Raw genomic sequence first — 22,630 nt, 5'->3', positions numbered from 1 at the left:
AGCTCCGTACGGCTAATTTGCGGGGCCGATTTGAGCCCGTCATGGTTAATTTTCAGGAAACGGAACCCGTCCGATCAGAGCGCCCGGGCAGCCTCCAATACCGCTTCGGCGTGGCCGTCGACCTTCACATGACGCCAGATCCGGGCAATTTTTCCACCGGAATCGACCAGAACCGTCATGCGAATAATTCCCATGAAGGTCCTGCCATACATGGATTTTTCACCCCAGGCGCCATAGGCCTCCAGCATCTGGTGGGCTGGGTCCGAGACCAACGGCACCGACAGCTGGTGTTTGTTTCGAAATGACTCCTGCGCCTTAACCGTGTCGGCGGAAATGCCGACCACTTCGGTCCCTGCCGCTACGAACTCGCTTTTGAGCCGGGTGAAATCGATCGCCTCCCGGGTGCAGCCGGGGGTGTCGGCGCGGGGGTAGAAGAACAGCACCAGCTTCTTGCCGGCAAAATCCTTCAGCGAAACGCTGTCCCCGCCGTCGCGCGGCAGGTTGAAGCCAGGCGCCGCGGCGCCCTCGGCAAGTGTGACGGCGGACGAACTGGTCACGGTCGCGGCCGGCTCTCGCTTTAACGGTTTCGATGCCGCCTTGTGCGAGGCTTTGCTTCGAACACCCGCTGCGGTCGCCTTGGTCGTTTTCTTGGCTGCCTTCTTCGCAACCGCCGTGCGGGTTTTCGTCGCGGACTTCCCAGTGCTTGCGCTTGCAGCGCGCGCAACCTTTGTTGCGACCCGCTTCCCGGTTGTGTTGGAGGATTTCTTGCGCGTTTTCTTGGACATACGCCTTCCTTTCGTCGCTTTCCGAAGCTCAACCATTGGGGTATTGCGGTCTTATTGGCGGCGGCCGGATTCGCACCGGCCGCTGGGCAAGTTTGATGGCCACGGAGTATGGTGACAAGGAATTCGACGCGTGACCCGTCCGCTTGCTGAATTGGCTTTTGATTGGTTGGTTTGGTCCGCTCTGGGGGCCATCGGCGAGTAACATGATTAGGCGAGGATAGGCGGCGATGCCGGCACAGGAGCGCTCGATACGGATCGACGGGCGCCCCGATGGCGGCGATCAGCTTCGCCATCAGCACCGAGAGGCAATGGCAAGGAACACGTCGCCGCAGGGTCCAAATCCGCGCGCCGGGGCTGACCTCTCGCAATGGGAGGACGACGCTGCGTGGGACGAGCAGGATGAGGCGGCGGGCAACCGTGCGCGGCAATTGCTGGCGCGTTCCCACACCAACCTGCATCGCTTCACCGATTTCTGCTCCGGCATGCGGCGCTGGTTGAACGGCGAGCGCTGGATCCGTCGCATCGGACTGGTCCTCGTGGTGCTGATCGCGATGTTCGCGACCTGCTTCGGCGGGCTGTGGTGGCGGCTCGGCGCCGGCCCGATCAATCTCGACATGGCGACGCCGTGGCTCGCCGCGGCGATCGAGGAGAACATCGGCCACGGCAACACGGTCGAGGTCGGCGGAACGCAGATCGAGCGCGCCGGCCGCGTCAGGATCGCGGTGCGCATCCGCGACATCATCGTCCGCGACCGCGACCATGCGGTGGTTGCGAGCGCGCCCAAGGCCGAAGTGCGCCTGTCGGGAACCGCGCTCTTGATGGGCCAGTTGCGGGCGGAGAGCCTCAATCTGGTCGACGCGGAGCTGTCGGTGCGCATCACGCCGGACGGCAATGTCACCGTGTCCGCCGGTGACACCGCAAAACCGCTGGCCACCGGCGTTGCCTCCAAGCGGGAGGCGGGGATGCCGCCGACATTCCCGCGTCCGACACCCGCAGCCCCGCCGCCGGTTGCCTCGCCGCCAGCTGCCGCCGAGCCCTCCGCGGGCGCGTCCGATTCGGCTCAGAGCGGGCTGCTCGCCGGTCTCGATTGGCTCGACAGCCTCAGCATGACCGGCCTCGACGGGCAGAACCTCAACGAGATCGGCCTGAAGAACGGCAATCTCGTCGTCGACGATCAGCAGCGCGGCAACAAATGGAGCTTCGAGAACATCAGCCTCAGCCTGCGGCGCCCGAGCGGCGGCGGCGTCGCGCTCAGCTTCGGCGAGGAGGGCGCAAAGCCCTGGTCGGTGCGCGTGCTGGTCGGACCGCAGCAGAACGGCGTGCGCTCGGTCGACATCAAAGCCGACAAGGTTTCCACCCGGAACATCCTGCTCGCGCTCCGGACCAAGGATCTGACCTACACCGCCGACCTGCCGCTGTCGGGCGAGATGAAGGGCGAACTCGGCCGCGACGGCCTGCCGACATACTTCCGCGGCAAGATCAATGTCGGCGCCGGCAACATCATCGACACCGACACGCCCGACTATCCGATGCCGATCGATGCGGCCGAGATGAGCGTGGAATGGGATTCGGGCCGGCGCGTACTGCTGGCGCCGATCAAGGTCGTCTCGGGCGCCAACCGCATCACGCTGCTCGGCCATCTCGAGCCGCCGAACGACAACGTCACCGACTGGCAGGCCGGCCTGTCGGGCGGCACCATCGTGCTGGCCGGCGCCGACAAGAACGAACCGCCGTTGATCTTCAATCGCATCAACATCGGCTTCCGGTTCGACACCGACAAGAAGCGCGTGCTGCTGACCCAGGCCGACATCTCCAATGGCGAGATCGGCGTCGCCGGAACCGGCAGCATCGACTATTCCGGCGAGCCGCGGCTGCAGCTCGGATTCGCCGGCACGCCGATGTCGGCCTCGGCCCTGAAACGGATGTGGCCGGTCATCATCGTGCCCGAGGTTCGCGAATGGGTGCTCGAGCGGATCGACCGCGGCACGCTCCAGCGTATCGATGTCGGCGTCAATTCGCCGGTGCACAACCTGTCGCGCAAGGGACCGCCGATTCCGGATGACGGCCTCTCGGTCAACATTGTCGCCTCCGGTGTCACAGTGCGTCCGGTGGACCAGATGCCCGCGGTGCATGACGCGGATCTGAAGGCCAGGGTGACCGGACGCAGCGCGACCGTGACCATCAACCAGGGCATTGCCGACACGCCGGCGGGCCGCAAGATCACGCTGTCGGACTTCACCTTCGAGGTGCCGGACATGGCGCCGAAGCCGTCGCCGTCGAAGGTCAAGTTCCGGGTCGACTGTCCGGTGCCGGCTGCCGCCGAAATTCTCGCCTCCGACCGGCTCAGCGATCTCTCCGGTCCGCCGATCGATCCCAACGCCAGCAAGGGCAACGTCACCGCGACGATCAACCTCGGCATGCCCGTGAAGGGCGAGCTGACCAAGGCCGATACGCTCTACTCGGTCACCGCCGACATCGCCGGCGTTGCCGTCGACAAGCTGGTGATGAACCAGAAGCTCGAAGCCAACGCGCTGAAGGTGATCGCCAGCAATGCCGGTTTCCAGGTCAAGGGCGATGTCAAGATCAACGGGCAGGCGGCCTCGCTCGACTACCGCAAGCCGGCCGAAGGCGACGCTGACGTCAAGCTGCAGGCGACGCTGGATGATGCGAGCCGCGCGCGCCTCGGGCTTGATCTCGGTCCCGCGGTCTCGGGCGCGATCCCGATCAAGCTGAGCGGCAAGATTGGCAGCGGCGACAATCCCACCACCAAGATGGGCGTCGAGGCCGACCTGACCCAGCTCAAGCTCGACAACATCCTGCCGGGCTGGGTCAAGGCGCAGGGCCGTGCCGGCAAAGCGACCTTCAACGTGGTGCCGAAGGGGCAATCGACCCGGTTCGAGGATATCTCGATCGACGGCGCAGGCGTGTCGATCAAGGGGGCGCTCGAGGTCGACCAGAACGGCGATCTCATGAATGCGTACTTCCCGACCTACGCGCCGTCGGAAGGCGACAAGACCTCGCTGCGGGCCGATCGCGGTCCCGACGGCGTGATCAAGGTGACGATGCGCGGCGACGTGTTCGACGGTCGCGGCTTCCTGAAGTCGGCGATCTCCGGCCGCGACAGCGATCCCAAGAGCAAGACCAGGACCACCGATTTCGATGTCGATCTGAAACTCGGCGCGGTCGCAGGATTCAACGGCGAAGCGCTGCGCAGCGTCGACGCCAAGGTCTCGCGCCGCAACGGGTTCTTCAAGGCGTTCACGCTGAGCGGCAAGGTCGGCCGCGACACCCCCGTCACGGTCGATATGCGCGGACGCCAGCAGGGCCGCGAGGTGATCTATCTGCAGACCAGCGACGCCGGTGCGTTCCTGCGCTTCATCGATACCTATTCGAAGGTGGTCGGCGGCCAGCTTACGCTCGCGATGGAGCCGCCGATTCCCGAGCCGAGCCCCAGGGAGGGGCTCATCAATATCACCGGATTCTCGGTGAAGGGCGAAACCCAACTCGATCGCGCCGTTGCCGGCGGGCCGGTCAGCACCCAGAACGGCATCGGGTTCGACGCGCTACGCGCCGAATTCACGCGCCAGAGCGGCCAGCTTTCGATCCGCAATGGTGTGGTCAAGGGACCGACCATCGGCGCGACCATCGAAGGCAGCATCGACTATATCGGAAACCAGGTGCGGATGAACGGCACCTTCATTCCGATGTACGGGTTGAACAACATGTTCGGCCAGATCCCGTTCTTCGGGATTTTCCTCGGCGCCGGCAGCAATGAAGGCCTGATCGGCGTGACGTATGAAGTGGTGGGAACGCCGAGCGCGCCGGTGCTGCGCGTCAACCCGATCTCCGCGCTGGCGCCCGGCCTGACGCGCAAGATCTTCGAGTTCAAGCAGTACGGCCCGAACGATCTGCCGACGACGAACAACTAGAACGCTCGCTCGTCGACGCCTGCTTTCAAGGTCGGTTGAGATCGCGCGCTGACGCGCGGCGGCGGGTTCCTGTCCGCATTCATCCGAGGCTGCGACCAAGTCCGAGCGGCCCGCCGTCCGGATGACGTTCGCGCAGGAACCTTGCCCTGTCTGGGATGTTGGAGAGCAATTCAACAACTCAGGAGGAACTCTCATGAGAGCCCTGTTATTGGCTGGTGTACTGGCGGTCGCCGGTTTCGCTATGGCCACGCCGATCTCCATTGCACCCGCGTCAGCTCAGGTTGCCGTTGATACTCCGCTCGGCGGCGTGAGAGTGGGCCCGGAGCCCCGTTACTACCGAGACTACGATCGACCCGCTTATCGCGCCTACGGGTATGATCGCGGATATCGCGGATGCCGCACCGTCACAATCGAGCGTGACGACGGATCGGTCCGGAGAGTTCGTCGCTGCGGCTAGCAGTACCGGACCAGAGGATCGACTTCCGGGCTTACAAGCCTGCTCGAGTCGGTTCTCGCAATCAAGGAATTGGAGCCATCGACTAGGGCCGCTGCTGTTGGCGGCCTGTTTCATTTCGCGAATGCCGCCTGTCGGCCCAAAGGCGTTGGCCCAAGGCCGGCATGCGTTCGTGTCGGATTCCACATCGCCTCCGCAGGGGCAAGCGGACGCGTCCGAACTCACCGTCGCAGCGCCGGCACCACCAGGAACGGGATCAGGCCGAGCACCACATTGACCAGCGCGAAGACGATCAGCGGATTGTAGCTGTGGGTCCAGTCGTGGATCAGGCCGCCGCCCCATGAGCCTAGCCCTGATCCAAGACCGCTGCCGATCATGATCGTGCCGTAGATCGTACCGACGCGCTCGCCGCGAAAAATCTTCAGCGCGGTCGCGGTGATCAACGGGCCGCGCGAGCCGATCATGCTGCCGAAGCAGATGATGAAGCCGGTCAGCAGCCAGTAGTTCGGATACCACTGCAGCAGCCAGAGCAGAATGATGCCGAGGATCGAGACGCCGTAGCTGAACAGCACCGAGGGCCGGCGGCCGATGATGCCGTCGAGGGTGGACACGCCGAGCATGCCGACGAACAGGGCTACGCCGGAGAAGCCCCAGGCGGTTGCCGCCTGTAGCGGCGGGAAGCCGACATCGATCAGATAGGCGACGATCTGCGCGGTCAGCGCATACATTGCGATCGCGGTGAAGAAGAAGGTGGAGAACAGCGCCCAGAAGGCGTGGTGGCGCATCGCGCTGAGCAGCGTCCAGCCTTCGTCGGCCAGACTAGCCTCTGCCTTTCTGACGATATGCGGCGATCCGCCGGCGAGCAGCCGCCACGGCAGAAAGACCAGAGGAACAAGCAGGCAGAGCGCGGCGACGCCGAACGCCTGATAGGCCTCGCGCCAGCCGATCCGGTCGATCAGAACCTGCGACAGCGGCAACAGCAGCAACAGGCCCGCGCCGGTCGCCGAATACATCACGGCCATCGCGGTCGGCAGGCGTGGTCCGAACCAGCGGCCGAGCAGGATCGAATTCGACACATTGCCGATCAGCGCGGTGCCGAAACCGACGCAGAGGCCGACGCTGAGCTGGAATTGCCAGAGCGCTTGCGCGCGCGAGGCGACGAGGAAGGCGCAACCGAGCAGCGAGAGGCCGAGCGCATAGACCAGGCGCGGACCCGAGCGGTCGAACAGGCGTCCGACCAGTGGCGCGGTCAGGCCGCTGGCGAGCCAGGTCAGCGAGTAGACCGACACCACAGAGGCGCGGTCCCAGCCGAAATTTTCCGAGATCGGTTTCAGGAAAACGGTGAAGCTGTCGCTAAGGCCGCGCCCAAGCACCGACAGCACGAAGCAGAGCGCGAGCACGTTCAGCGCGACGCGGGACTGCTTCGCCGGCGTTGCAAGCGTGTCGTTCGGAGGCGTGGTCTGGTCCATCGGAAAGATGGGAGCGCGCTTTCCGCGCTCCCGACAACCGACAAATGCGAATGCGCCTATGCAGGCTTCAGCAGGACGTGCCGCTTCTTGCCGAGCGACAGTTTCACCACGCCTTCCGGCGTGAGATTGGCCGAAGTCAGCAGCATCTTCTCATCGGTCACGGCTGCATCGTTGACGCGCAGGCCGCCGCCCTTGATCTGCCGGCGCGCTTCGCCGTTGGAAGCGACGAGCTCGGCCTTGACGAAGGCGACCAGCACGCCGACGCCGGCTTCAAATTCGCCGCGCGGAATTTCCACCGTCGGCAAGGTTTCGGCCAGCGCACCTTCCTCGAAGGTGCGGCGCGCGGTCTCGGCGGCTTCGTTCGCTGCATCGCGGCCATGAAGCAGGGCGGTCGCTTCGGTCGCCAGCACCTTCTTGGCCTCGTTGATCTCGCCGCCGGCCAGCGCCGCAAGCTTGCTGATCTCGCTCATCGGCAGGATGGTGAACAGCTTGAGGAACTTGACGACGTCGGCGTCCTCGACATTGCGCCAGTACTGCCAGAAATCGTAGGGCGAGAACTGGTCGGCGTTGAGCCACACCGCGCCCTTGGCGGTCTTGCCCATCTTGTCGCCGGAGGCGGTGGTGAGCAGCGGCGTGGTCAGCGCGAACAGCTGCGGCGTGCCCATGCGGCGGCCGAGATCGACGCCGTTGACGATATTGCCCCACTGGTCGGAGCCGCCCATCTGCAGCCGGCAGCCCGCGCGGCGCGACAGCTCGACGAAGTCGTAGGCCTGGCAGACCATGTAGTTGAATTCGATGAAGCTCATCTCCTGCTCGCGCTCGAGCCGGAGCCGCACCGAGTCCATGGTCAGCATGCGGTTGACCGAGAAGTGCCGGCCGATGTCGCGCAGCATCTCGATCCAGTTCAATTTGGTCAGCCACTCGGCATTGTCGAGCATGATGGCGTCGGAAGGCCCATTGCCGTAACGCAGCACCTTGGCGAACACGCCGCGGATCGAGGCCTTGTTGGCTTCGATCTCCGCAACCGTGCGCATCGCGCGCGTCTCGTCCTTGCCGGAGGGATCGCCGACCATCGTGGTGCCGCCGCCCATCAGCGTGATCGGCTTGTTGCCGCTCTGCTGCAGCCAGTACAGCATCATCATGGTGAGGAAGTTGCCGATGTGCAGCGACGGCGCGGTGCAGTCATAGCCGACATAGGCGGTCGCCTGGCCCTTCGCGGCGAGCGCGTCGAGGCCCTCGAAATCGGAGCACTGGTGGACGAAGCCGCGTTCCTGTAAAGTGTTCAGGAAATCCGATTTAAATGCAGTCATTTGTCGGCGAGCCAGATCATTCTTGTTTTACGGTTTTTGCATCTATTTGCGGAACCTTGATGCTTGAGGCTGCCGCAGGCGGACGCGCAGTGGCATTATAGGATGTACTTGTTTGAGACAAGCCGGGGGTTCCCGGCTGGGGCGCTTCCAGCATGATGTTAACGGCACTCGGTCTGATGAGCGGCACCTCGCTCGACGGGGTCGACGTGGCATTGATCGAGACCGACGGCCGCCAGATCAAGGCCTTCGGCCCCTCGGGCTATCGGCCTTATACCGAAGGCGAGCGCAGCCTGCTGCGCCAGGCGCTGACGGAGGCGGTCCATCTGTCGCGGCGCGACGCCCGGCCGGGGATTTTGCGGCAGGCCGAGCAGGCCGTCACCACGGCCCATGCCGAGGCGGTCGCCAGCTTCACGGCACAGCACCGGATCTCGGCCCAGGATATCGACATCGTCGGGTTCCATGGCCAGACCGTGCTGCATCGCCCCGAGCGGAGGTTGACGGTGCAGATCGGCGATGCCCTAGCGCTCGCCAAGGTGATCCACATTCCGGTGATGCACGATTTCCGTGCCGCCGACGTCGAGGCCGGCGGGCAGGGCGCGCCGTTCGTGCCGGTCTACCACCGCGCGCTGGCGCAATCGCTGAACCGCGAGGGGCCGATCGTCGTGGTCAATATCGGCGGCGTCTCCAACATCACGTATATCGACGGCACGGACACGCTGATCGCCTGCGACACCGGGCCGGGCAATGCGCTGCTCGACGACTTCATGTTCCGTCAGATGCATCAGCCGTTCGACACCGCCGGCAAGTTCGCCGCAATGGGCAAGCCCGACGACGCCTGGATCGCACAGGCGCTGAAGCTGCCGTTCTTTGCGCTGCCGCCGCCGAAATCGCTCGACCGCAACGACTTCGCCAGTCTCAAGCTCGGCGCCGTGGCGCCGGCCGATGGCGCCGCGACGTTGACCGCCTTCACGACCGCGGCCATCGCCCGCGTCGTGCCGCTGCTGCCGAAACAGCCGAAAAGCTGGATCATCTGTGGCGGCGGCGCCTCCAACCTCACGATGCTGCGGATGCTGCGCGAGCGCCTCGCGCCGGCGACCGTCGAGCCGGCCGAGGCGCTCGGCTGGGCGGCGGATGCGATCGAGGCGCAGGCGTTCGGCTTCCTTGCCGCGCGCGGCATGAAGGGCCTGCCTCTGAGCTACCCTGCCACAACGGGGGTGCCGATCCCGATGACCGGGGGCATTATCGCGCGACCGTGATTTAGATGCAAATGCATCTACCTTGACAGTTCCATGCCGCTGCATTTAATTCGATGCAGTTGCATTGAACGCGAGGTTCGTCATGGCCGCCCTGAAACTGATCAGCCACAAGCTCTGCCCCTATGTGCAACGCGCGGTGATCGCGCTGCGTGAGAAGGGCGTGCCGTTCGAGCGGATCGACATCGATCTCGCCAGCAAGCCGGACTGGTTCCTGAAGATCTCGCCGCTCGGCAAGGTGCCGGTGCTGGTGGTGACGCGCGACGACGGCAAGGAGGTCGCGCTGTTCGAGAGCAACGTGATCTGCGAGTACATCGAGGAGACGCAGGCAGGGGCGAAGCTGCACCCACAGGATCCTCTTGTCCGCGCCGAGCATCGCGCCTGGATGGAGTTCGGCTCGGCCATTCTCGGCGATCTCTGGGGGATCGAGACTGCCACCGATGCCGCGGCCTTCGAGAGCAAGCGGCAGGCGGTCGTGGCAAAATTCGCGCGCGTCGAGGCCGCACTCGGCGCTGGTCCGTTCTTCGCTGGCCAGAATTTCAGTCTGGTGGATGCGGTGTTCGCGCCGATCTTCCGCTATTTCGATCTGTTCGACCAGCTGACCGATCTCGCTGTTTTCACGCACAGGCCAAAACTTCGCGCCTGGCGCAGCGCGCTGGCACAGCGGCCGAGCGTACGCAGTGCGGTGTCGCCTGACTATCCGGCGCTGCTGCATGCGTTCCTGGTCGGCCACCGCGCGCATATGCTGAAGCTCGCCGCGTAAGCCATGTCGCATTCGGTTGCGTGGATCGCGCTCGTCGTCGCCGGCCTGCTGGACGTCGGCTGGGCGATTTCGATGAAATATGCCGAAGGCTATACGCGGCTCGGCTGGACGCTGGTCTCGCTGCTGCTGCTCGCCGCGTTCGTGTTCCTGCTCGGACGCGCGCTGCAGGTGCTCGGTGTCGGCGTCGCCTACACGGTGTGGACCGGCATCGGCGCGGCCGGCACGCTGGCCATGGGCGTGCTGCTGTTCAACGAGGCCTTGAACCCGATGAAGGTCGCGGGGATTGCGCTGGTGCTGGTCGGGATTGCGGCGCTGAAGCTGGCGCCGGAATAGGTCAGTGCCGTAGCCCGGATGAGCGCAGCGATATCCGGGGTCTTGTCGGCCGCGACCCGCACGTCGCTTCGCTCATGCGGGCTACAAGGTCGGCGTCGTCAGCGCACGTTGGCGAGACGCATGTCGAGATAGCCGGTCACCGTCTCCATCAGCGGCTCGAGCTTGCCGTCGAAGAAGTGGTTGGCGCCGGGGATGACCTGCTGGTCGATCACGATGCCCTTCTGCGTCTTCAGCTTCTCGACGAGCGTGTTGACGTCCTTGGGCGGCACCACGGCATCCTTGTCGCCGTGCACGATCAGGCCCGACGACGGGCAGGGCGCGAGGAACGAGAAGTCGTAGAGATTGGCGGGCGGCGCGATCGAGATGAATCCCTCGACCTCCGGCCGGCGCATCAGAAGCTGCATGCCGATCCAAGCGCCGAACGAGAAGCCCGCAACCCAGCAGGCACGGGCCTCCGGATTGATCGCCTGCGCCCAGTCGAGCGCGCTCGCGGCGTCGGACAATTCGCCGGTGCCGTGATCGAACGAGCCCTGGCTGCGGCCGACGCCACGGAAGTTGAAGCGCAGCACCGAGAAGCCGCGATGCGCGAACGCGTAGTAGCACTGATAGACGATCTGGTGGTTCATCGTGCCGTGGAACTGCGGATGCGGATGCAGGATCATCGCAATCGGCGCGTTCTTCTGCTTGGCCGGGTGGTAGCGGCCCTCGAGGCGGCCAGCAGGGCCGGTGAAAATGACTTCAGGCATTGTGTTCCCTTGATTGCCGCGTTCCCTTGATTGACGTCGATCAATCAACCGGTTGGAGCCATCTTCAGCGACGGTTCGCAAACAGAGCAGCTCGTGATGAAATCGGCGCAGGCACCGCCGCGCGGCACGCTGGAGGCCTTCTAGCATGACGCAAGGGGCAAAAATCAAGGAAATTGTGCCGCTTGGCGGTCGCGAATCCGCGTCGCGACGCGCACGTTGCCGACGCGGCGACGGCGATCCGGATCGACACGGCCGGATTGCTTCGGAGGCTACCTGAAGTTTCAGTCTGTCAAAATGCGATCGCGCTTGGGGGACCGCGAACGCCGTGTCTGGCTGCAGCGCGAGGCTCCCGCCGCGCGGGAAAAATCTCCCGTGCCGGTGAAGTCTGATCTGGTCTCGGTCGTTAACTGTCGTTATCTCGCAGTGAAGGCCGCAACCATGGTGGTTGCCGCGGATAGCTCCATGGACGATCGCGTCTATCTCGACTGGAATGCCACCACGCCGCTTCGCCAGGAGGCGAAGGCGGCGATGGCTGCGGCGTGGGAATTGATCGGCAACCCGTCCTCGGTGCACAGCGAGGGACGGCGGGCGCGACGGCTGCTTGAGGATGCCCGCAATGCCGTGGCGAAGGCGGTCGGCGGCCGGCCGCGGGACGTGGTGTTTCTCTCCGGTGGGACCGAAGCCAATGCGCTCGCACTGACGCCGGGATTGCGCCGCGCTGCGGGCGCGCCGGTGCAGCGGCTCCTGGTGTCGGCGATCGAGCACGCGTCCGTGCTCGCGGGCGGTCGGTTTGCGACGGAGGCGACCGCCGCAATCCACGTCACACGCGCCGGTGTGATCGATCTCAACCATCTGCGCGCACTGCTGGCCGATGGTCCGCCGGCTCTGGTCTCGGTGATGCTGGCGAACAACGAGACCGGTGCCATTCAGCCGGTGGCTGATGTCGCCGAAATCGTCCATGCGGCTGGCGGGCTGCTGCATGTCGATGCGATCCAGGCGTTCGGCAAGATCCCGTTCGATCTGGCCTCGACGCAGGCCGACCTGGTGACGCTGTCGGCGCACAAGATCGGCGGACCGAAGGGCGCAGGCGCGCTGGTGCTCGCCGAGGGCGTCGAGGGCCTTGAGGCGTTTCTGCGCGGCGGCGGGCAGGAGCTCGGGCGGCGGGCAGGGACCGAGAATATCGCCGGCATCGCCGGGTTCGGTGCGGCCGCCAAGGCCGCGATGGCGGCGCTGAAGGCCGATGCAGCCCGCGTCAGGGGACTGCGCGACCGGCTCGAGCACGGGCTGCGGCAGACGCCGGACGTGCTGGTGTTCTCCGATGACGTCAAGCGGTTGCCTAATACCGTTCTGTTCACGGCGCCCGGAATGAAGGCCGAGACGGCGGTCATCGGGTTCGACCTTGGGGGAATCGCGGTCTCGTCCGGTTCCGCCTGCTCCTCGGGCAAGGTCCAGCCGTCCCACGTGCTGGAGGCAATGGGATACCGTTCGGAGGTGTCCCAGGGAGCGGTGCGGCTTAGTCTTGGCTGGTCTACCACGGAGACAGACGTGGATTTGACCCTCAAGGCTTGGCGAAAGCTCGCCGATACCTTAGTTAAGGGGGACGACGAAACACAGCTTGAACTGTTCTAAGCGGATTTCGTCATCAAAGCATCGTAAGAGATTTTCGGAACTTGAGATCCACCGCGGTCCTTGAAACCGCGAGCGGAGGATTGAATGCCTGCTGTACAAGAGACGGTCGAGCGCGTCCGGCGCATCGACGTCGACCAGTATCGATATGGGTTTGAGACGCTGATCGAGTCCGACAAGGCCCCGAAGGGGCTGTCGGAAGACACCGTCCGCTTCATCTCCGCAAAGAAGAACGAACCGGCCTGGATGCTGGAATGGCGCCTGGAGGCGTATCGCCGCTGGCTGACCATGACCGAGCCGACCTGGGCGCGCGTCGACTATCCGAAGATCGACTACCAGGACATCTACTACTACGCGGCGCCGAAGCCGAAGAAGACGCTGTCCTCGATCGACGAGATCGATCCGGAAATCCTCAAGACCTACGAGAAGCTCGGTATCCCCTTGCGCGAGGTCGCGATCCTCGAGGGCGTCGAGCCGCCGCCCGGTGGCGAGCAGACGCCGAACCGCAAGATCGCGGTCGACGCCGTGTTCGATTCGGTTTCTGTTGCGACCACCTTCCAGAAGGAGCTGAAGGCAGCCGGCGTGATCTTCATGCCGATCTCGGAGGCGATCCGCGAGCATCCCGAGCTGGTGCAGAAATATCTCGGCACCGTGGTGCCGACCTCGGACAACTACTTCGCGACATTGAATTCGGCTGTGTTCTCCGACGGCTCATTCGTCTACGTGCCGCCGGGCGTGCGCTGCCCGATGGAGCTGTCGACCTATTTCCGCATCAACGAGCGCAACACCGGCCAGTTCGAGCGCACGCTGATCATCGCCGACAAGGGCTCCTACGTCTCCTATCTCGAGGGCTGCACCGCGCCGCAGCGCGACGAGAACCAGCTGCACGCCGCCGTGGTCGAGCTCGTCACGCTCGACGATGCCGAGATCAAATATTCGACGGTGCAGAACTGGTACCCGGGCAATTCGGAAGGCAAGGGCGGCATCTACAATTTCGTCACCAAGCGTGGCGACTGCCGTGGTCGCAATTCGAAGATCTCCTGGACCCAGGTCGAGACCGGTTCGGCGATCACCTGGAAATATCCGAGCTGCATCCTGCGCGGCGACAATTCGAGCGGCGAGTTCTACTCGATCGCGATCTCGAACGGCTTCCAGCAGGTCGACAGCGGCACCAAGATGATCCATCTCGGCAAGAACACGTCGAGCCGGATCATCTCCAAGGGCATCGCCGCCGGCAAGTCGCAGAACACCTATCGCGGCCTGGTCAGCGCGCACCGCAAGGCCACCGGCGCGCGCAACTACACCGCCTGCGACTCGCTTCTGATCGGCGACAAATGCGGCGCGCACACCGTGCCCTATGTCGAGGCCAAGAATTCCTCGGCGACGTTCGAGCATGAAGCGACGACGTCGAAGATTTCCGAGGACGTGCTGTTCTACTGCATCCAGCGCGGGCTCTCGCAGGAGGAAGCCGTCGGCCTCGTCGTCAACGGCTTCGTGAAGGACGTGCTGCAGCAACTGCCGATGGAGTTCGCGGTGGAAGCGCAGAAGCTGATCTCGATCAGCCTTGAAGGTTCGGTTGGCTAATCCATCCCGCCAACGGCGCGGCCGACGCGCCTCGGGGTGATGCTCAGGAAAAATCAGATGTCTCTGCTTGAAGTGAAAGATCTGCAGGTTCGTGTCGAGGAGCGTGAGATCCTCCACGGGCTGTCGCTCACGGTGAACCCGGGCGAGGTGCACGCGATCATGGGGCCGAACGGCTCCGGCAAGTCGACGCTCTCCCACGTCATCGCCGGCAAGCCGGGCTATGAAGTCACCGGCGGGCAGATCCTGTTCAGGGGCGAGGACCTGCTGGAGATGGAGCCCAACGAGCGCGCCGCCAAGGGCGTGTTCCTGGCGTTCCAGTATCCGGTCGAGATCCCCGGCGTCACCACCTGGAATTTCCTGCACGCGGCGCTCAACGCCCAGCGCAAGGCGCGCGGCGAGGAGGAGATCTCGTCGCCGGCCTTCCTCAAGAAGGTCCGCGAGGTCGCCAAGTCGCTGAACATTCCGCAGGACATGTTGAAGCGCGGCGTCAATGTCGGCTTCTCCGGCGGCGAAAAGAAGCGCAACGAGATTCTGCAGATGGCGCTGTTCGAGCCGGCCGTCTGCATCCTCGACGAAATGGATTCCGGCCTCGACATCGACGCGCTGCGGATCGCGGCCGACGGCGTCAACGCACTGCGCTCGCCGGAGCGCGCGATGGTCGTGATCACCCACTATCAGCGGCTGCTCAACTACATCGTGCCGGACTTCGTGCACGTGATGTCGAAGGGCCGGGTGGTGAAGAGCGGCGGCAAGGAACTGGCGCTGGAGCTGGAAGAGTCCGGTTACGCGCAGTTCGAAGACGCTGCCTGACAAACGCGGGTTTTGTGATGAACGTTGTTGCAAAGACCGAGACCGGGCGCGCGCTGGGCGATGCATTCGCCGTGGTGCGCAACCGTCTGCCGGGCGAGGGCAAGATCGCCGATCAGCGGCGCCAGGCCTTCGAGGCTTATGAACGATCAGGCCTGCCGCATCGCCGGATCGAGGACTGGAAATACACCGACCTGCGCGCGCTGATGCGCGAGGTGCTGCCGCTCGCGGCGGCACCGGATGATGCCGCGCTGAGCCGCGCCAGGGCCGTCGTACAGGCCCGCGCGATCGAAGGCGTCCGGCGTCTGGTGCTGGTCGACGGCGCGTTCGCGCCTGATCTCTCCGATTGGCGAGATCTGGAGAAAGGGCTCTCGATCAATCCGCTGCGCCTCGCGCTGGAAGCCGGCGACGAGATCGTCGCGACACAGGCTCTCGCGTCTGATGTCGCCAACCCCATGATCGCGCTGAATGGCGCGATGGCGACCGACGGGGTCGTCATCGACGTCGCCAACGGCACGGTGCTGACCCAGCCGCTGCACATCGTGCATGTCGCATCCGGCACTGCGCCGGCCTCGACGTTCACGCGGTCGCTGCTCCGGCTCGGCCGCGATACCGGCGTGACGCTGGTGGAGAGCTGTCTCGCCGCCGACGGCGCCAAGGCCTACCAGACCCATGACGGACTGGTTGTTGCGATCGGTGACAATTCACGGCTCGATCACGTGCGCCTGGTCGAAGACAGCGTCGATGCCTTCAACATTTCCTCGGCGACGGTGTCGCTCGGCGCGCATGCCCATTTCAACACCTTCGGCCTGACCTCGGGCGGTCATGTCAGCCGCTATCAGCTGGCGGTGACCTGCGCCGGCGAGGGCTCGACGGTCGAGACCAACGGCGTCAATCTGATCAACGGCAAGCAGCACGCCGACACCACGCTATTCATGGATCACGCGGTGCCGCACTGCGCGAGCCGCGAGATCTTCCGTGCCGTTGTCGACGACCGCGCCCATTCGGTGTTCCAGGGCCGCATCATCGTCCGCCCCGACGCGCAGAAGACCGACGCCAAGATGATGACCCGTGCGTTGCTTCTGTCCGACGACGCGGAGGCCGACAACAAGCCCGAACTCGAGATCTTCGCGGACGACGTCACCTGCGGTCACGGTGCGACCACCGGCGCGCTCGACGAAAGCCTGCTGTTCTACATGCGCGCCCGCGGACTGCCCGAGAAGGAAGCGCAGGCGCTCCTGATCCAGGCCTTCGTCGGCGAGGCGATCGAGACCATCGCCAGCGACGCATTGCGCGAGGTCGCAATTGCCACCGCGCAGCGCTGGCTTCAGGCGAGGGCGTGAGCATGCACAAGGCGGTCGCCAACGGCAGTTACGACGTCGCACTGGTGCGGCAGGATTTCCCGGCGCTCGCCATGCAGGTCTACGGCAAGCCGCTGGTCTATCTCGACAACGCGGCCTCGGCGCAGAAGCCGAATGCGGTGCTCGACCGCATGACCGAGGCCTACAAGAGCGAATACGCCAACGTGCATCGCGGCCTGCATTACCTCGCCAACGCCGCGACCGAGGCCTATGAGGGCGCCCGCGGCAAGGTCGCGCAGTTCATCAACGCCCGCCGCAATGAAGAGATCGTCTTCACCCGCAACGTCACCGAGGCGATCAACCTGGTGGCGTCGTCCTGGGGCGGGGTGAACATCAAGGAGGGTGACGAGATCGTCCTCTCGATCATGGAGCACCACTCCAACATCGTGCCCTGGCATTTCCTCAGGGAGCGCCATGGTGCCGTGATCAAGTGGGCACCGGTCGACGACGAGGGCAACTTCCTGATCGAGGAGTTCGAGAAGCTTCTGACCCCGCGTACCAAGATCGTCGCGATCACCCAGATGTCGAACGCGCTCGGCACGCTGGTTCCGGTCAAGGAGGTGATCCGGCTGGCGCACGCTCGCGGCATCCCGGTGCTGGTCGACGGCGCACAGGGCGCGGTGCACCTGCCGATCGACGTCCAGGACCTCGATTGCGATTTCTACGCCTTTACCGGTCACAAGGTGTACGGACCGACCGGCATCGGCGCGCTCTATGCCAAGCACGAGCATCTGGTGGCGATGCGGCCGTTCAACGGCGGCGGCGAGATGATCCGTGAGGTGGCCAAGGACTGGGTCACCTATGGCGATCCGCCGCACAAGTTCGAGGCCGGGACGCCGCCGATCGTCGAGGCGATCGGGCTGGGGGCTGCGATCGACTACGTCAATTCGATCGGCAAGGAGCGTATCGCCGCGCATGAGCATGAGCTTCTCACCTATGCGCAGGAGCGCCTGCGCGAGATCAACTCGCTGCGGGTGATCGGAACCGCGCGCAACAAGGGCCCCGTGATCTCGTTCGAAATGAAGGGCGCGCATCCCCACGATGTCGCGACCGTGATCGATCGTCAGGGCATTGCGGTGCGCGCCGGCACGCATTGCGTGATGCCGCTTTTAGAGCGGTTCAACGTGACGGCCACCTGCCGTGCATCCTTCGGGATGTATAATACCAGGGAAGAAGTCGACCATCTGGCGCAGGCGCTGATCAAGGCGCGGGAATTGTTCGCATGACCGATACAGCCGAAGTCAAGACGGCCACCATGGAAACCACCTCGGCACTGCCGGCGGAGGAGACCGAGCGCATGAGCGGCGAGATCGTCGCGGCGCTGAAGACGGTGTTCGACCCGGAAATCCCGGCCGACATCTACGAACTCGGCCTGATCTACAAGGTCGATCTCAAGGATGATCGCTCGGTCGACATCATGATGACGCTGACCACGCCGAACTGCCCGGCCGCCGGCGAGTTGCCGCAGATGGTGGAGAACGCGGTCGCCAGCGTTCCCGGCGTCGGCGTCGTAAACGTCAACCTGGTGTGGGATCCGGCCTGGACGCCGGACCGGATGTCGGACGAGGCGCGCCTCGTCCTCAATATGTGGTGATGCGTCGCAGCGTTTTCGAGCGAAGTGGATGCCGGTTCGCGTGAAGAAAACGCGTCAGAACAAGAGGTAAAGGTTCTGATCAAGAACCTTTACGGATTGGACTTAGGCTCAAGAAGATCGGCAATTGATTTGCCGCTGGGACTGACCACATGAGTGACATGACGCAAGCTTCACCAACCCCGGCCAAGCCGAAGCGGCCGCGCCCGCAGGTCATGAAACTGACCGATGCCGCCGCGGAGCGGATCACCGAGCTGACCAAGCGCGCGGATTCCGAGATCGTCGGGCTGCGCGTCGGCATCAAGAATGGCGGCTGCGCCGGACAGTCCTATACCGTCGAATACGCTCACGAGATCCGTCCGACCGATGAAGTGGTCGAGGACAAGGGCGTGAAGATCCTGGTCGATCCGAAGGCCGTGCTGTTCCTGCTTGGAACCGAGATGGACTATGTGGCCGACAAAATGCAGGCCCAGTTCGTGTTCAACAACCCGAACCAGGTCTCCGCCTGCGGCTGCGGCGAATCGGTGCAGCTCAAGCCGGCCACGGTCTAGAGACGTCCGCATATCGATTGTTGTGTGATCGGCACCTGTGTTGCCCGTCATTGCGAGCGTGGCGAAGCAATCCATGTTTCCGCTTGTTGCGCGATGGATTGCTTCGCTACGCTCGCAATGACATGGATGGAGACGTGCTCCTTACCATGAGGCGACAGAAACGGGGGCGATCGGCACATGGACCGCGAATTCCTCACCGACCTGTTCGCCGATTTCGGCCCGGTCACGCTGCGCCGGATGTTCTCCGGCTACGGCATCTCCGCGGACGGCACTAACTTCGCGCTCGCCTTGCGTGCCGGGCTCTACTTTCGTGCCGACGAGCAGACCATCCCGCAATTTGAGGCGGAGGGCTGCGGGCCATTCCAGTATCAGACACGGTCGAAGACCGTCACGGTGAACTCCTACTGGCAGCTGCCGGCACGGCTGTTCGATGATTCGGAAGAACTCGCAGTCTGGGCACGGTCGGCACTCGGCGCCGCCCAGCGCGCCGCCCTGCGCAAGCGGCCGAGGAAACGAGCGGCTGCGCGAAAGTCGAAGGCGCCTGCGAAGAAGACTGCGGGCAGGAAGACCGCAGGGAAGAAGGTGGCCGCGAGCAAGGCGACTGCGAAGCAATCTTCGGCTCGGAAGAAGCGCACAGGAAAGAATCGGTCCCGATCCTGAGAGACCGTGAATGTATGCCTCTCGATGACGCAACATGCTCGATGTCGTCCCGGCGAAAGCCGGGACCCATAACCACCGAAGGTCATTGTTGCACGACGCTGGGGCCACAACCTTCTAACAACTCAACCCTGTGGTTATGGGTCCCGGCTTTCGCCGGGACGACGAGGGGAGAGATTGCGCTGCATCCCCATCACCCTGAAAGGATGAGCGAATTTGTCCATGTCATTGCGAGGAGCATGGGCGACGAAGCAATCCGCAGACCCGCATATGCGGCTCACGCCACGCGGGTCTGGATCTCGGTGCTGTATTCCGGATCGGCCTCGCAGATCACACGGTTGCGGCCGGCGCGCTTGGCGGCATAGAGGCAGGCGTCGGCGCGCTCAATCAGCGAGTCGGTGTCGTCAGTCGGCTTCAGCATGGAGACGCCGACCGAGATCGTGACGCGGCCGAGGATCTCGCCGGTCGACTTCTTCTTCAGCTCCTTGGCCATCACGGCGCGGCGGATGTGGTCGGCGACCGTCAGCGCCTGCCGCAGCGCCGTGTTGGGAAGCACCACTGCGAATTCCTCGCCGCCATAGCGGGCGGTGATGTCCTGGCCCTTGATGTTCTGCTTCAGCGACTGTGCCACCAGCCGCAGCACCTGGTCGCCGGTGAGATGGCCGTAGGAGTCGTTGAACGATTTGAAGTGGTCGATGTCGAACATCAGGAGCGACAGCGGCTCGCCGCTGGCGAGTGCGGCTTGCACCGCCATGTCGACCGAGCGGTCGAAATATTTCCGGTTGCCGAGGCCGGTGAGCGGATCGGTCAGGCTCTCGGCACGGATCGCCTCGAGGCTATGCTGCAGGTCGCTGATCTCCGACTTCGACAGCGCGAGCCGGTTCTCCAATGCCTGATTGGTCTCGCGCATCTCGCGCGTCGATTTCGCCAGGCTATCGACGATTGCCTTGATGTGATCGCGGGTGGTCGCGCTCGCAAGCTTATCGCTGGCGCCGACGAGGCTGGCGTCATAGGTCGCGGACACGCCGAGCGCATCGGTGATCAGCTTCATGACGGCGTCGATCTCGCCGATGACGCGCGCGCCGACCTTGTCGATGCGGTCCGAGGTCTTGATGTGCGAAAGGTAGGTTTCGTAGATCTGCTCGAGATCGGATTCAGAGAGCTTGCCACTGCGCGCCAGCGTCTCGTTGATGACCTTGTTGAGCGGCGCGTTGTATCCGGTCGCGTAGACGTACCAGATTTCATAGTTGCGGGGGACTGCGGTCTGGCGAAGCGAGCGGATCTGGCCAAGCGCGACTTCGGCAAAGGCCAACGTACGTTCGTGTTCGTCCAGCAGCTTGACCACTGTCACGTCCTCAATGCACGCAATGCCGATTAAACCCGGCAGCAATGACTAAACTATTGGGGCGAGGGTACGGGACGAGAGTGAAGGCAAGGTAAACAGTGGAACTACGGGGAAGCCGGCTGCGGCGACCATGCGGCGCGCCCGATGTTTGTCCGCCTTGAGCGCCACTTTCGGGCGCTTTTCGTTTGCTCGCTACAGCATGATCCGGAAAAGTGCGCAGCGGTTTTCCGAAAAGATCATGCACAAACAACGAGCTAAGGCGCGATGACGCTTCGCGCAAATCTCATCGCGCTTTGGTGCGAGGCGCAAACTGGGCGCATTTGCTTCAAACGCTGAGGAATCAGCGCGTGCGCCGGTCGTGGGCGGTAACAGAAGTGTCCGGAATACCGCCGCTGGCGCGGCGGCATCAGAGCAGGCCTTATGCGCGTGCGCGCACAGGTCGTAGCAGGAAGGCGGGCAGGTGCGAATGATCGGCGGGCTCATGGTCCACCTCGCGCTGCGGCCGCCGTGGCTCGGCACGCCCGATCGACGGCACGTGCGACGGAGCGGCCTGCGGAGCCGAATTGCGGCCGTGGCGCGGTTCACGCTCCGGCTTCGCTGCGCGCTCCTCGCGGGGCTCCCGCTCGTGACGCGCTTCGCGTTCACCGTGACGCGGCTCGCGTTCACCGTGGCGCGCCTCGCGCTCGCGGCGCGGCTTGCGGCCGCCGCGGGCACCATCGCGCGAACCTTCGCGGCCACGCGAGCGGCGCGGCGCGGCGTCCTCGTCGGAGGCTTCGCTGTGAACGGTGTAGTCGCCCTCAGCGCGCGGGATCGGCTGGCCGATCAGCTTCTCGATCGCGGTCATCGACTTGCTATCGAGCGAGGTGACGATGGAGATCGCAGTACCGGTGCGTCCGGCGCGGCCAGTACGGCCAATGCGGTGGACATAGTCGTCGGGGTGGTGCGGTACGTCGAAATTGAAGACGTGGCTCACCGCGGGAATGTCGAGACCACGGGCGGCGACGTCGGAGGCGACGAGCAGCGGAATCTCGCCCTTCCGGAATTGATCGAGGGCCGCGGTGCGGGCGGATTGATCCATATCGCCGTGCAGGGCACCGACGCTGAAGCCGTGCTTCTGGAGTGACTTGTGAAGGACGGCGACTTCGCGCTTGCGATTGCAGAAGATAATCGCGTTGTTGAGATCCTTGGCATCGCGCAGCAGGCGGCGGAGGATCTCGCGCTTGTCATGCGCTTCGCGACCGGCCGGGACCTGCAATTGCGTCACGGTGACGGCGGTGGTCGCGGGCCTGGAGACTTCGATCCGCGCAGGATTGTGCAGGAAGGCCTCGGTGATGCGGCTGATCTCCGGAGGCATCGTCGCGGTGAAGAACAGGGTCTGCCGCGTGAACGGGACGAGCTTGCAGATGCGCTCGATGTCGGGGATGAAACCCATGTCGAGCATGCGATCGGCTTCGTCGATCACCAGCAGCTCGACGCCGGTGAGCAGCAATCCGCCGCGTTCGGTGTGGTCGAGCAGGCGGCCGGGCGTAGCGATCAGGACGTCGACGCCGCGCATCAGCTTGGAGTCCTGGTCGCCGAACGAGACGCCGCCGATCAGGAGCGCCACGTTCAATTTCTGACCGGCGCCGTATTTGTCGAACTGCTCCTTCACCTGCGCGGCAAGCTCGCGGGTCGGCTCGAGGATCAGGGTGCGCGGCATCCGTGCCCGGGCGCGGCCCTTCTCGAGCAGGGTAAGCATCGGGAGAACGAAGGCAGCGGTCTTGCCGGTGCCGGTCTGGGCAATGCCGAGGACGTCGCGCCGGGCGAGAACGTGCGGGATTGCCTGTTCCTGGATCGGAGTGGGATTGGTGTAACCGGTGGCCGCAACTGCGGCGAGGACCTTATCGGACAGGCCTAGATTGGAAAAAGACATTGAGCCTCTGGTCGAAACCGCCGTTCGGCATCGCAGGTAAAAGGCTGTCGCGTTCGGCCCCGAAACGGCTCGCTTTTCTATAAAGCTCGGGGGCTCTGACTAACGCCGACGGACGGCAAACCTGACGAATCGCGTTTCGATCCGAGGGCCGCGT

Annotated in this window: 18 protein-coding genes; 12 read left to right on the top strand and 6 right to left on the bottom strand. The window is 64.4% G+C overall.

Features of this window, described 5'->3' with window-relative positions:
• Positions 1 to 74: 74 nt before the first annotated feature.
• Positions 75 to 785: a peroxiredoxin gene (locus J2R76_RS08460; protein ID WP_253623910.1), complete on the bottom strand. Its 711-nt coding sequence runs from the start codon at positions 783 to 785 to the stop codon at positions 75 to 77.
• 227 nt (positions 786 to 1,012) lie between these two features.
• Here J2R76_RS08460 and J2R76_RS08455 point away from each other — a divergent pair, with 227 nt between their 5' ends.
• Positions 1,013 to 4,714 carry a DUF3971 domain-containing protein gene (locus J2R76_RS08455; protein WP_253623909.1) on the top strand — a complete coding sequence of 1,234 codons (3,702 nt, stop codon included), beginning with the start codon at positions 1,013 to 1,015 and terminating at the stop codon, positions 4,712 to 4,714.
• A gap of 675 nt (positions 4,715 to 5,389) precedes the next feature.
• On the opposite strand, the gene J2R76_RS08450 is transcribed toward J2R76_RS08455, so the two are convergent.
• Both J2R76_RS08450 and tyrS read right to left on the bottom strand, forming a co-directional pair.
• Entirely contained in the window at positions 5,390 to 6,637 is a 1,248-nt protein-coding gene (locus tag J2R76_RS08450) for an MFS transporter (RefSeq protein ID WP_253623908.1), read from the bottom strand.
• A 56-nt stretch (positions 6,638 to 6,693) separates the two neighbouring features.
• On the bottom strand, positions 6,694 to 7,947 hold the full coding sequence (tyrS, locus tag J2R76_RS08445) for a tyrosine--tRNA ligase (RefSeq protein WP_253608780.1): 1,254 nt from the start codon (positions 7,945 to 7,947) through the stop codon (positions 6,694 to 6,696).
• A gap of 152 nt (positions 7,948 to 8,099) precedes the next feature.
• Here tyrS and J2R76_RS08440 point away from each other — a divergent pair, with 152 nt between their 5' ends.
• From J2R76_RS08440 to J2R76_RS08430, 3 genes are all read left to right on the top strand, one after another.
• Positions 8,100 to 9,203: an anhydro-N-acetylmuramic acid kinase gene (locus J2R76_RS08440; RefSeq protein ID WP_253623907.1), complete on the top strand. Its 1,104-nt coding sequence runs from the start codon at positions 8,100 to 8,102 to the stop codon at positions 9,201 to 9,203.
• A gap of 82 nt (positions 9,204 to 9,285) precedes the next feature.
• On the top strand, positions 9,286 to 9,963 hold the full coding sequence (locus J2R76_RS08435) for a glutathione S-transferase family protein (RefSeq protein WP_253623906.1): 678 nt from the start codon (positions 9,286 to 9,288) through the stop codon (positions 9,961 to 9,963).
• Between the two features lie 3 nt (positions 9,964 to 9,966).
• Entirely contained in the window at positions 9,967 to 10,296 is a 330-nt protein-coding gene (locus J2R76_RS08430; RefSeq protein WP_028332217.1) for a multidrug efflux SMR transporter, read from the top strand.
• 98 nt (positions 10,297 to 10,394) lie between these two features.
• On the opposite strand, the gene J2R76_RS08425 is transcribed toward J2R76_RS08430, so the two are convergent.
• The gene (locus J2R76_RS08425; protein WP_016843213.1) at positions 10,395 to 11,042 is read right to left on the bottom strand and encodes an alpha/beta hydrolase; all 648 of its coding nucleotides are present in this window, start codon (positions 11,040 to 11,042) and stop codon (positions 10,395 to 10,397) included.
• A 462-nt stretch (positions 11,043 to 11,504) separates the two neighbouring features.
• Here J2R76_RS08425 and J2R76_RS08420 point away from each other — a divergent pair, with 462 nt between their 5' ends.
• The 8 genes from J2R76_RS08420 (at position 11,505) to J2R76_RS08385 (ending at position 19,222) form a co-directional block, all read left to right on the top strand.
• Positions 11,505 to 12,671 carry a cysteine desulfurase family protein gene (locus tag J2R76_RS08420; protein ID WP_253623905.1) on the top strand — a complete coding sequence of 389 codons (1,167 nt, stop codon included), beginning with the start codon at positions 11,505 to 11,507 and terminating at the stop codon, positions 12,669 to 12,671.
• A gap of 84 nt (positions 12,672 to 12,755) precedes the next feature.
• Positions 12,756 to 14,252: a Fe-S cluster assembly protein SufB gene (gene sufB / locus J2R76_RS08415; protein WP_038380064.1), complete on the top strand. Its 1,497-nt coding sequence runs from the start codon at positions 12,756 to 12,758 to the stop codon at positions 14,250 to 14,252.
• A 57-nt stretch (positions 14,253 to 14,309) separates the two neighbouring features.
• A complete protein-coding gene (gene sufC / locus J2R76_RS08410; protein ID WP_076828722.1) occupies positions 14,310 to 15,062 on the top strand; it encodes a Fe-S cluster assembly ATPase SufC in 753 nt (250 codons plus the stop codon).
• 17 nt (positions 15,063 to 15,079) lie between these two features.
• Positions 15,080 to 16,402 (top strand): Fe-S cluster assembly protein SufD, encoded by a 1,323-nt coding sequence (gene sufD / locus J2R76_RS08405; RefSeq protein WP_076828720.1) that lies wholly within the window; start codon positions 15,080 to 15,082, stop codon positions 16,400 to 16,402.
• Positions 16,399 to 17,646: a cysteine desulfurase gene (locus J2R76_RS08400; RefSeq protein WP_253623904.1), complete on the top strand. Its 1,248-nt coding sequence runs from the start codon at positions 16,399 to 16,401 to the stop codon at positions 17,644 to 17,646. Before sufD ends, J2R76_RS08400 begins: the two co-directional genes overlap by 4 nt.
• The gene (locus tag J2R76_RS08395) at positions 17,643 to 18,014 is read left to right on the top strand and encodes an SUF system Fe-S cluster assembly protein (protein ID WP_016845787.1); all 372 of its coding nucleotides are present in this window, start codon (positions 17,643 to 17,645) and stop codon (positions 18,012 to 18,014) included. Before J2R76_RS08400 ends, J2R76_RS08395 begins: the two co-directional genes overlap by 4 nt.
• 158 nt (positions 18,015 to 18,172) lie before the next feature.
• Positions 18,173 to 18,562 (top strand): iron-sulfur cluster assembly accessory protein, encoded by a 390-nt coding sequence (locus J2R76_RS08390; protein ID WP_050384272.1) that lies wholly within the window; start codon positions 18,173 to 18,175, stop codon positions 18,560 to 18,562.
• Between the two features lie 177 nt (positions 18,563 to 18,739).
• Entirely contained in the window at positions 18,740 to 19,222 is a 483-nt protein-coding gene (locus J2R76_RS08385; protein ID WP_076828718.1) for a TfoX/Sxy family protein, read from the top strand.
• A 274-nt stretch (positions 19,223 to 19,496) separates the two neighbouring features.
• On the opposite strand, the gene J2R76_RS08380 is transcribed toward J2R76_RS08385, so the two are convergent.
• Together J2R76_RS08380 and J2R76_RS08375 are read right to left on the bottom strand one after the other, a co-directional pair.
• Positions 19,497 to 20,564, bottom strand: coding sequence for a GGDEF domain-containing protein (locus tag J2R76_RS08380; protein WP_076828716.1), 1,068 nt, complete (start codon positions 20,562 to 20,564; stop codon positions 19,497 to 19,499).
• A 418-nt stretch (positions 20,565 to 20,982) separates the two neighbouring features.
• The gene (locus J2R76_RS08375; protein WP_057018600.1) at positions 20,983 to 22,476 is read right to left on the bottom strand and encodes a DEAD/DEAH box helicase; all 1,494 of its coding nucleotides are present in this window, start codon (positions 22,474 to 22,476) and stop codon (positions 20,983 to 20,985) included.
• Positions 22,477 to 22,630 lie beyond the last annotated feature (154 nt).

This window comes from Bradyrhizobium sp. USDA 4532, from assembly GCF_024171315.1.
Classification (GTDB): domain Bacteria; phylum Pseudomonadota; class Alphaproteobacteria; order Rhizobiales; family Xanthobacteraceae; genus Bradyrhizobium; species Bradyrhizobium australafricanum.
The sequence above is the reverse complement of the archived record's forward strand: the minus strand, read 5'-3'. Positions and strand labels throughout refer to the sequence as shown.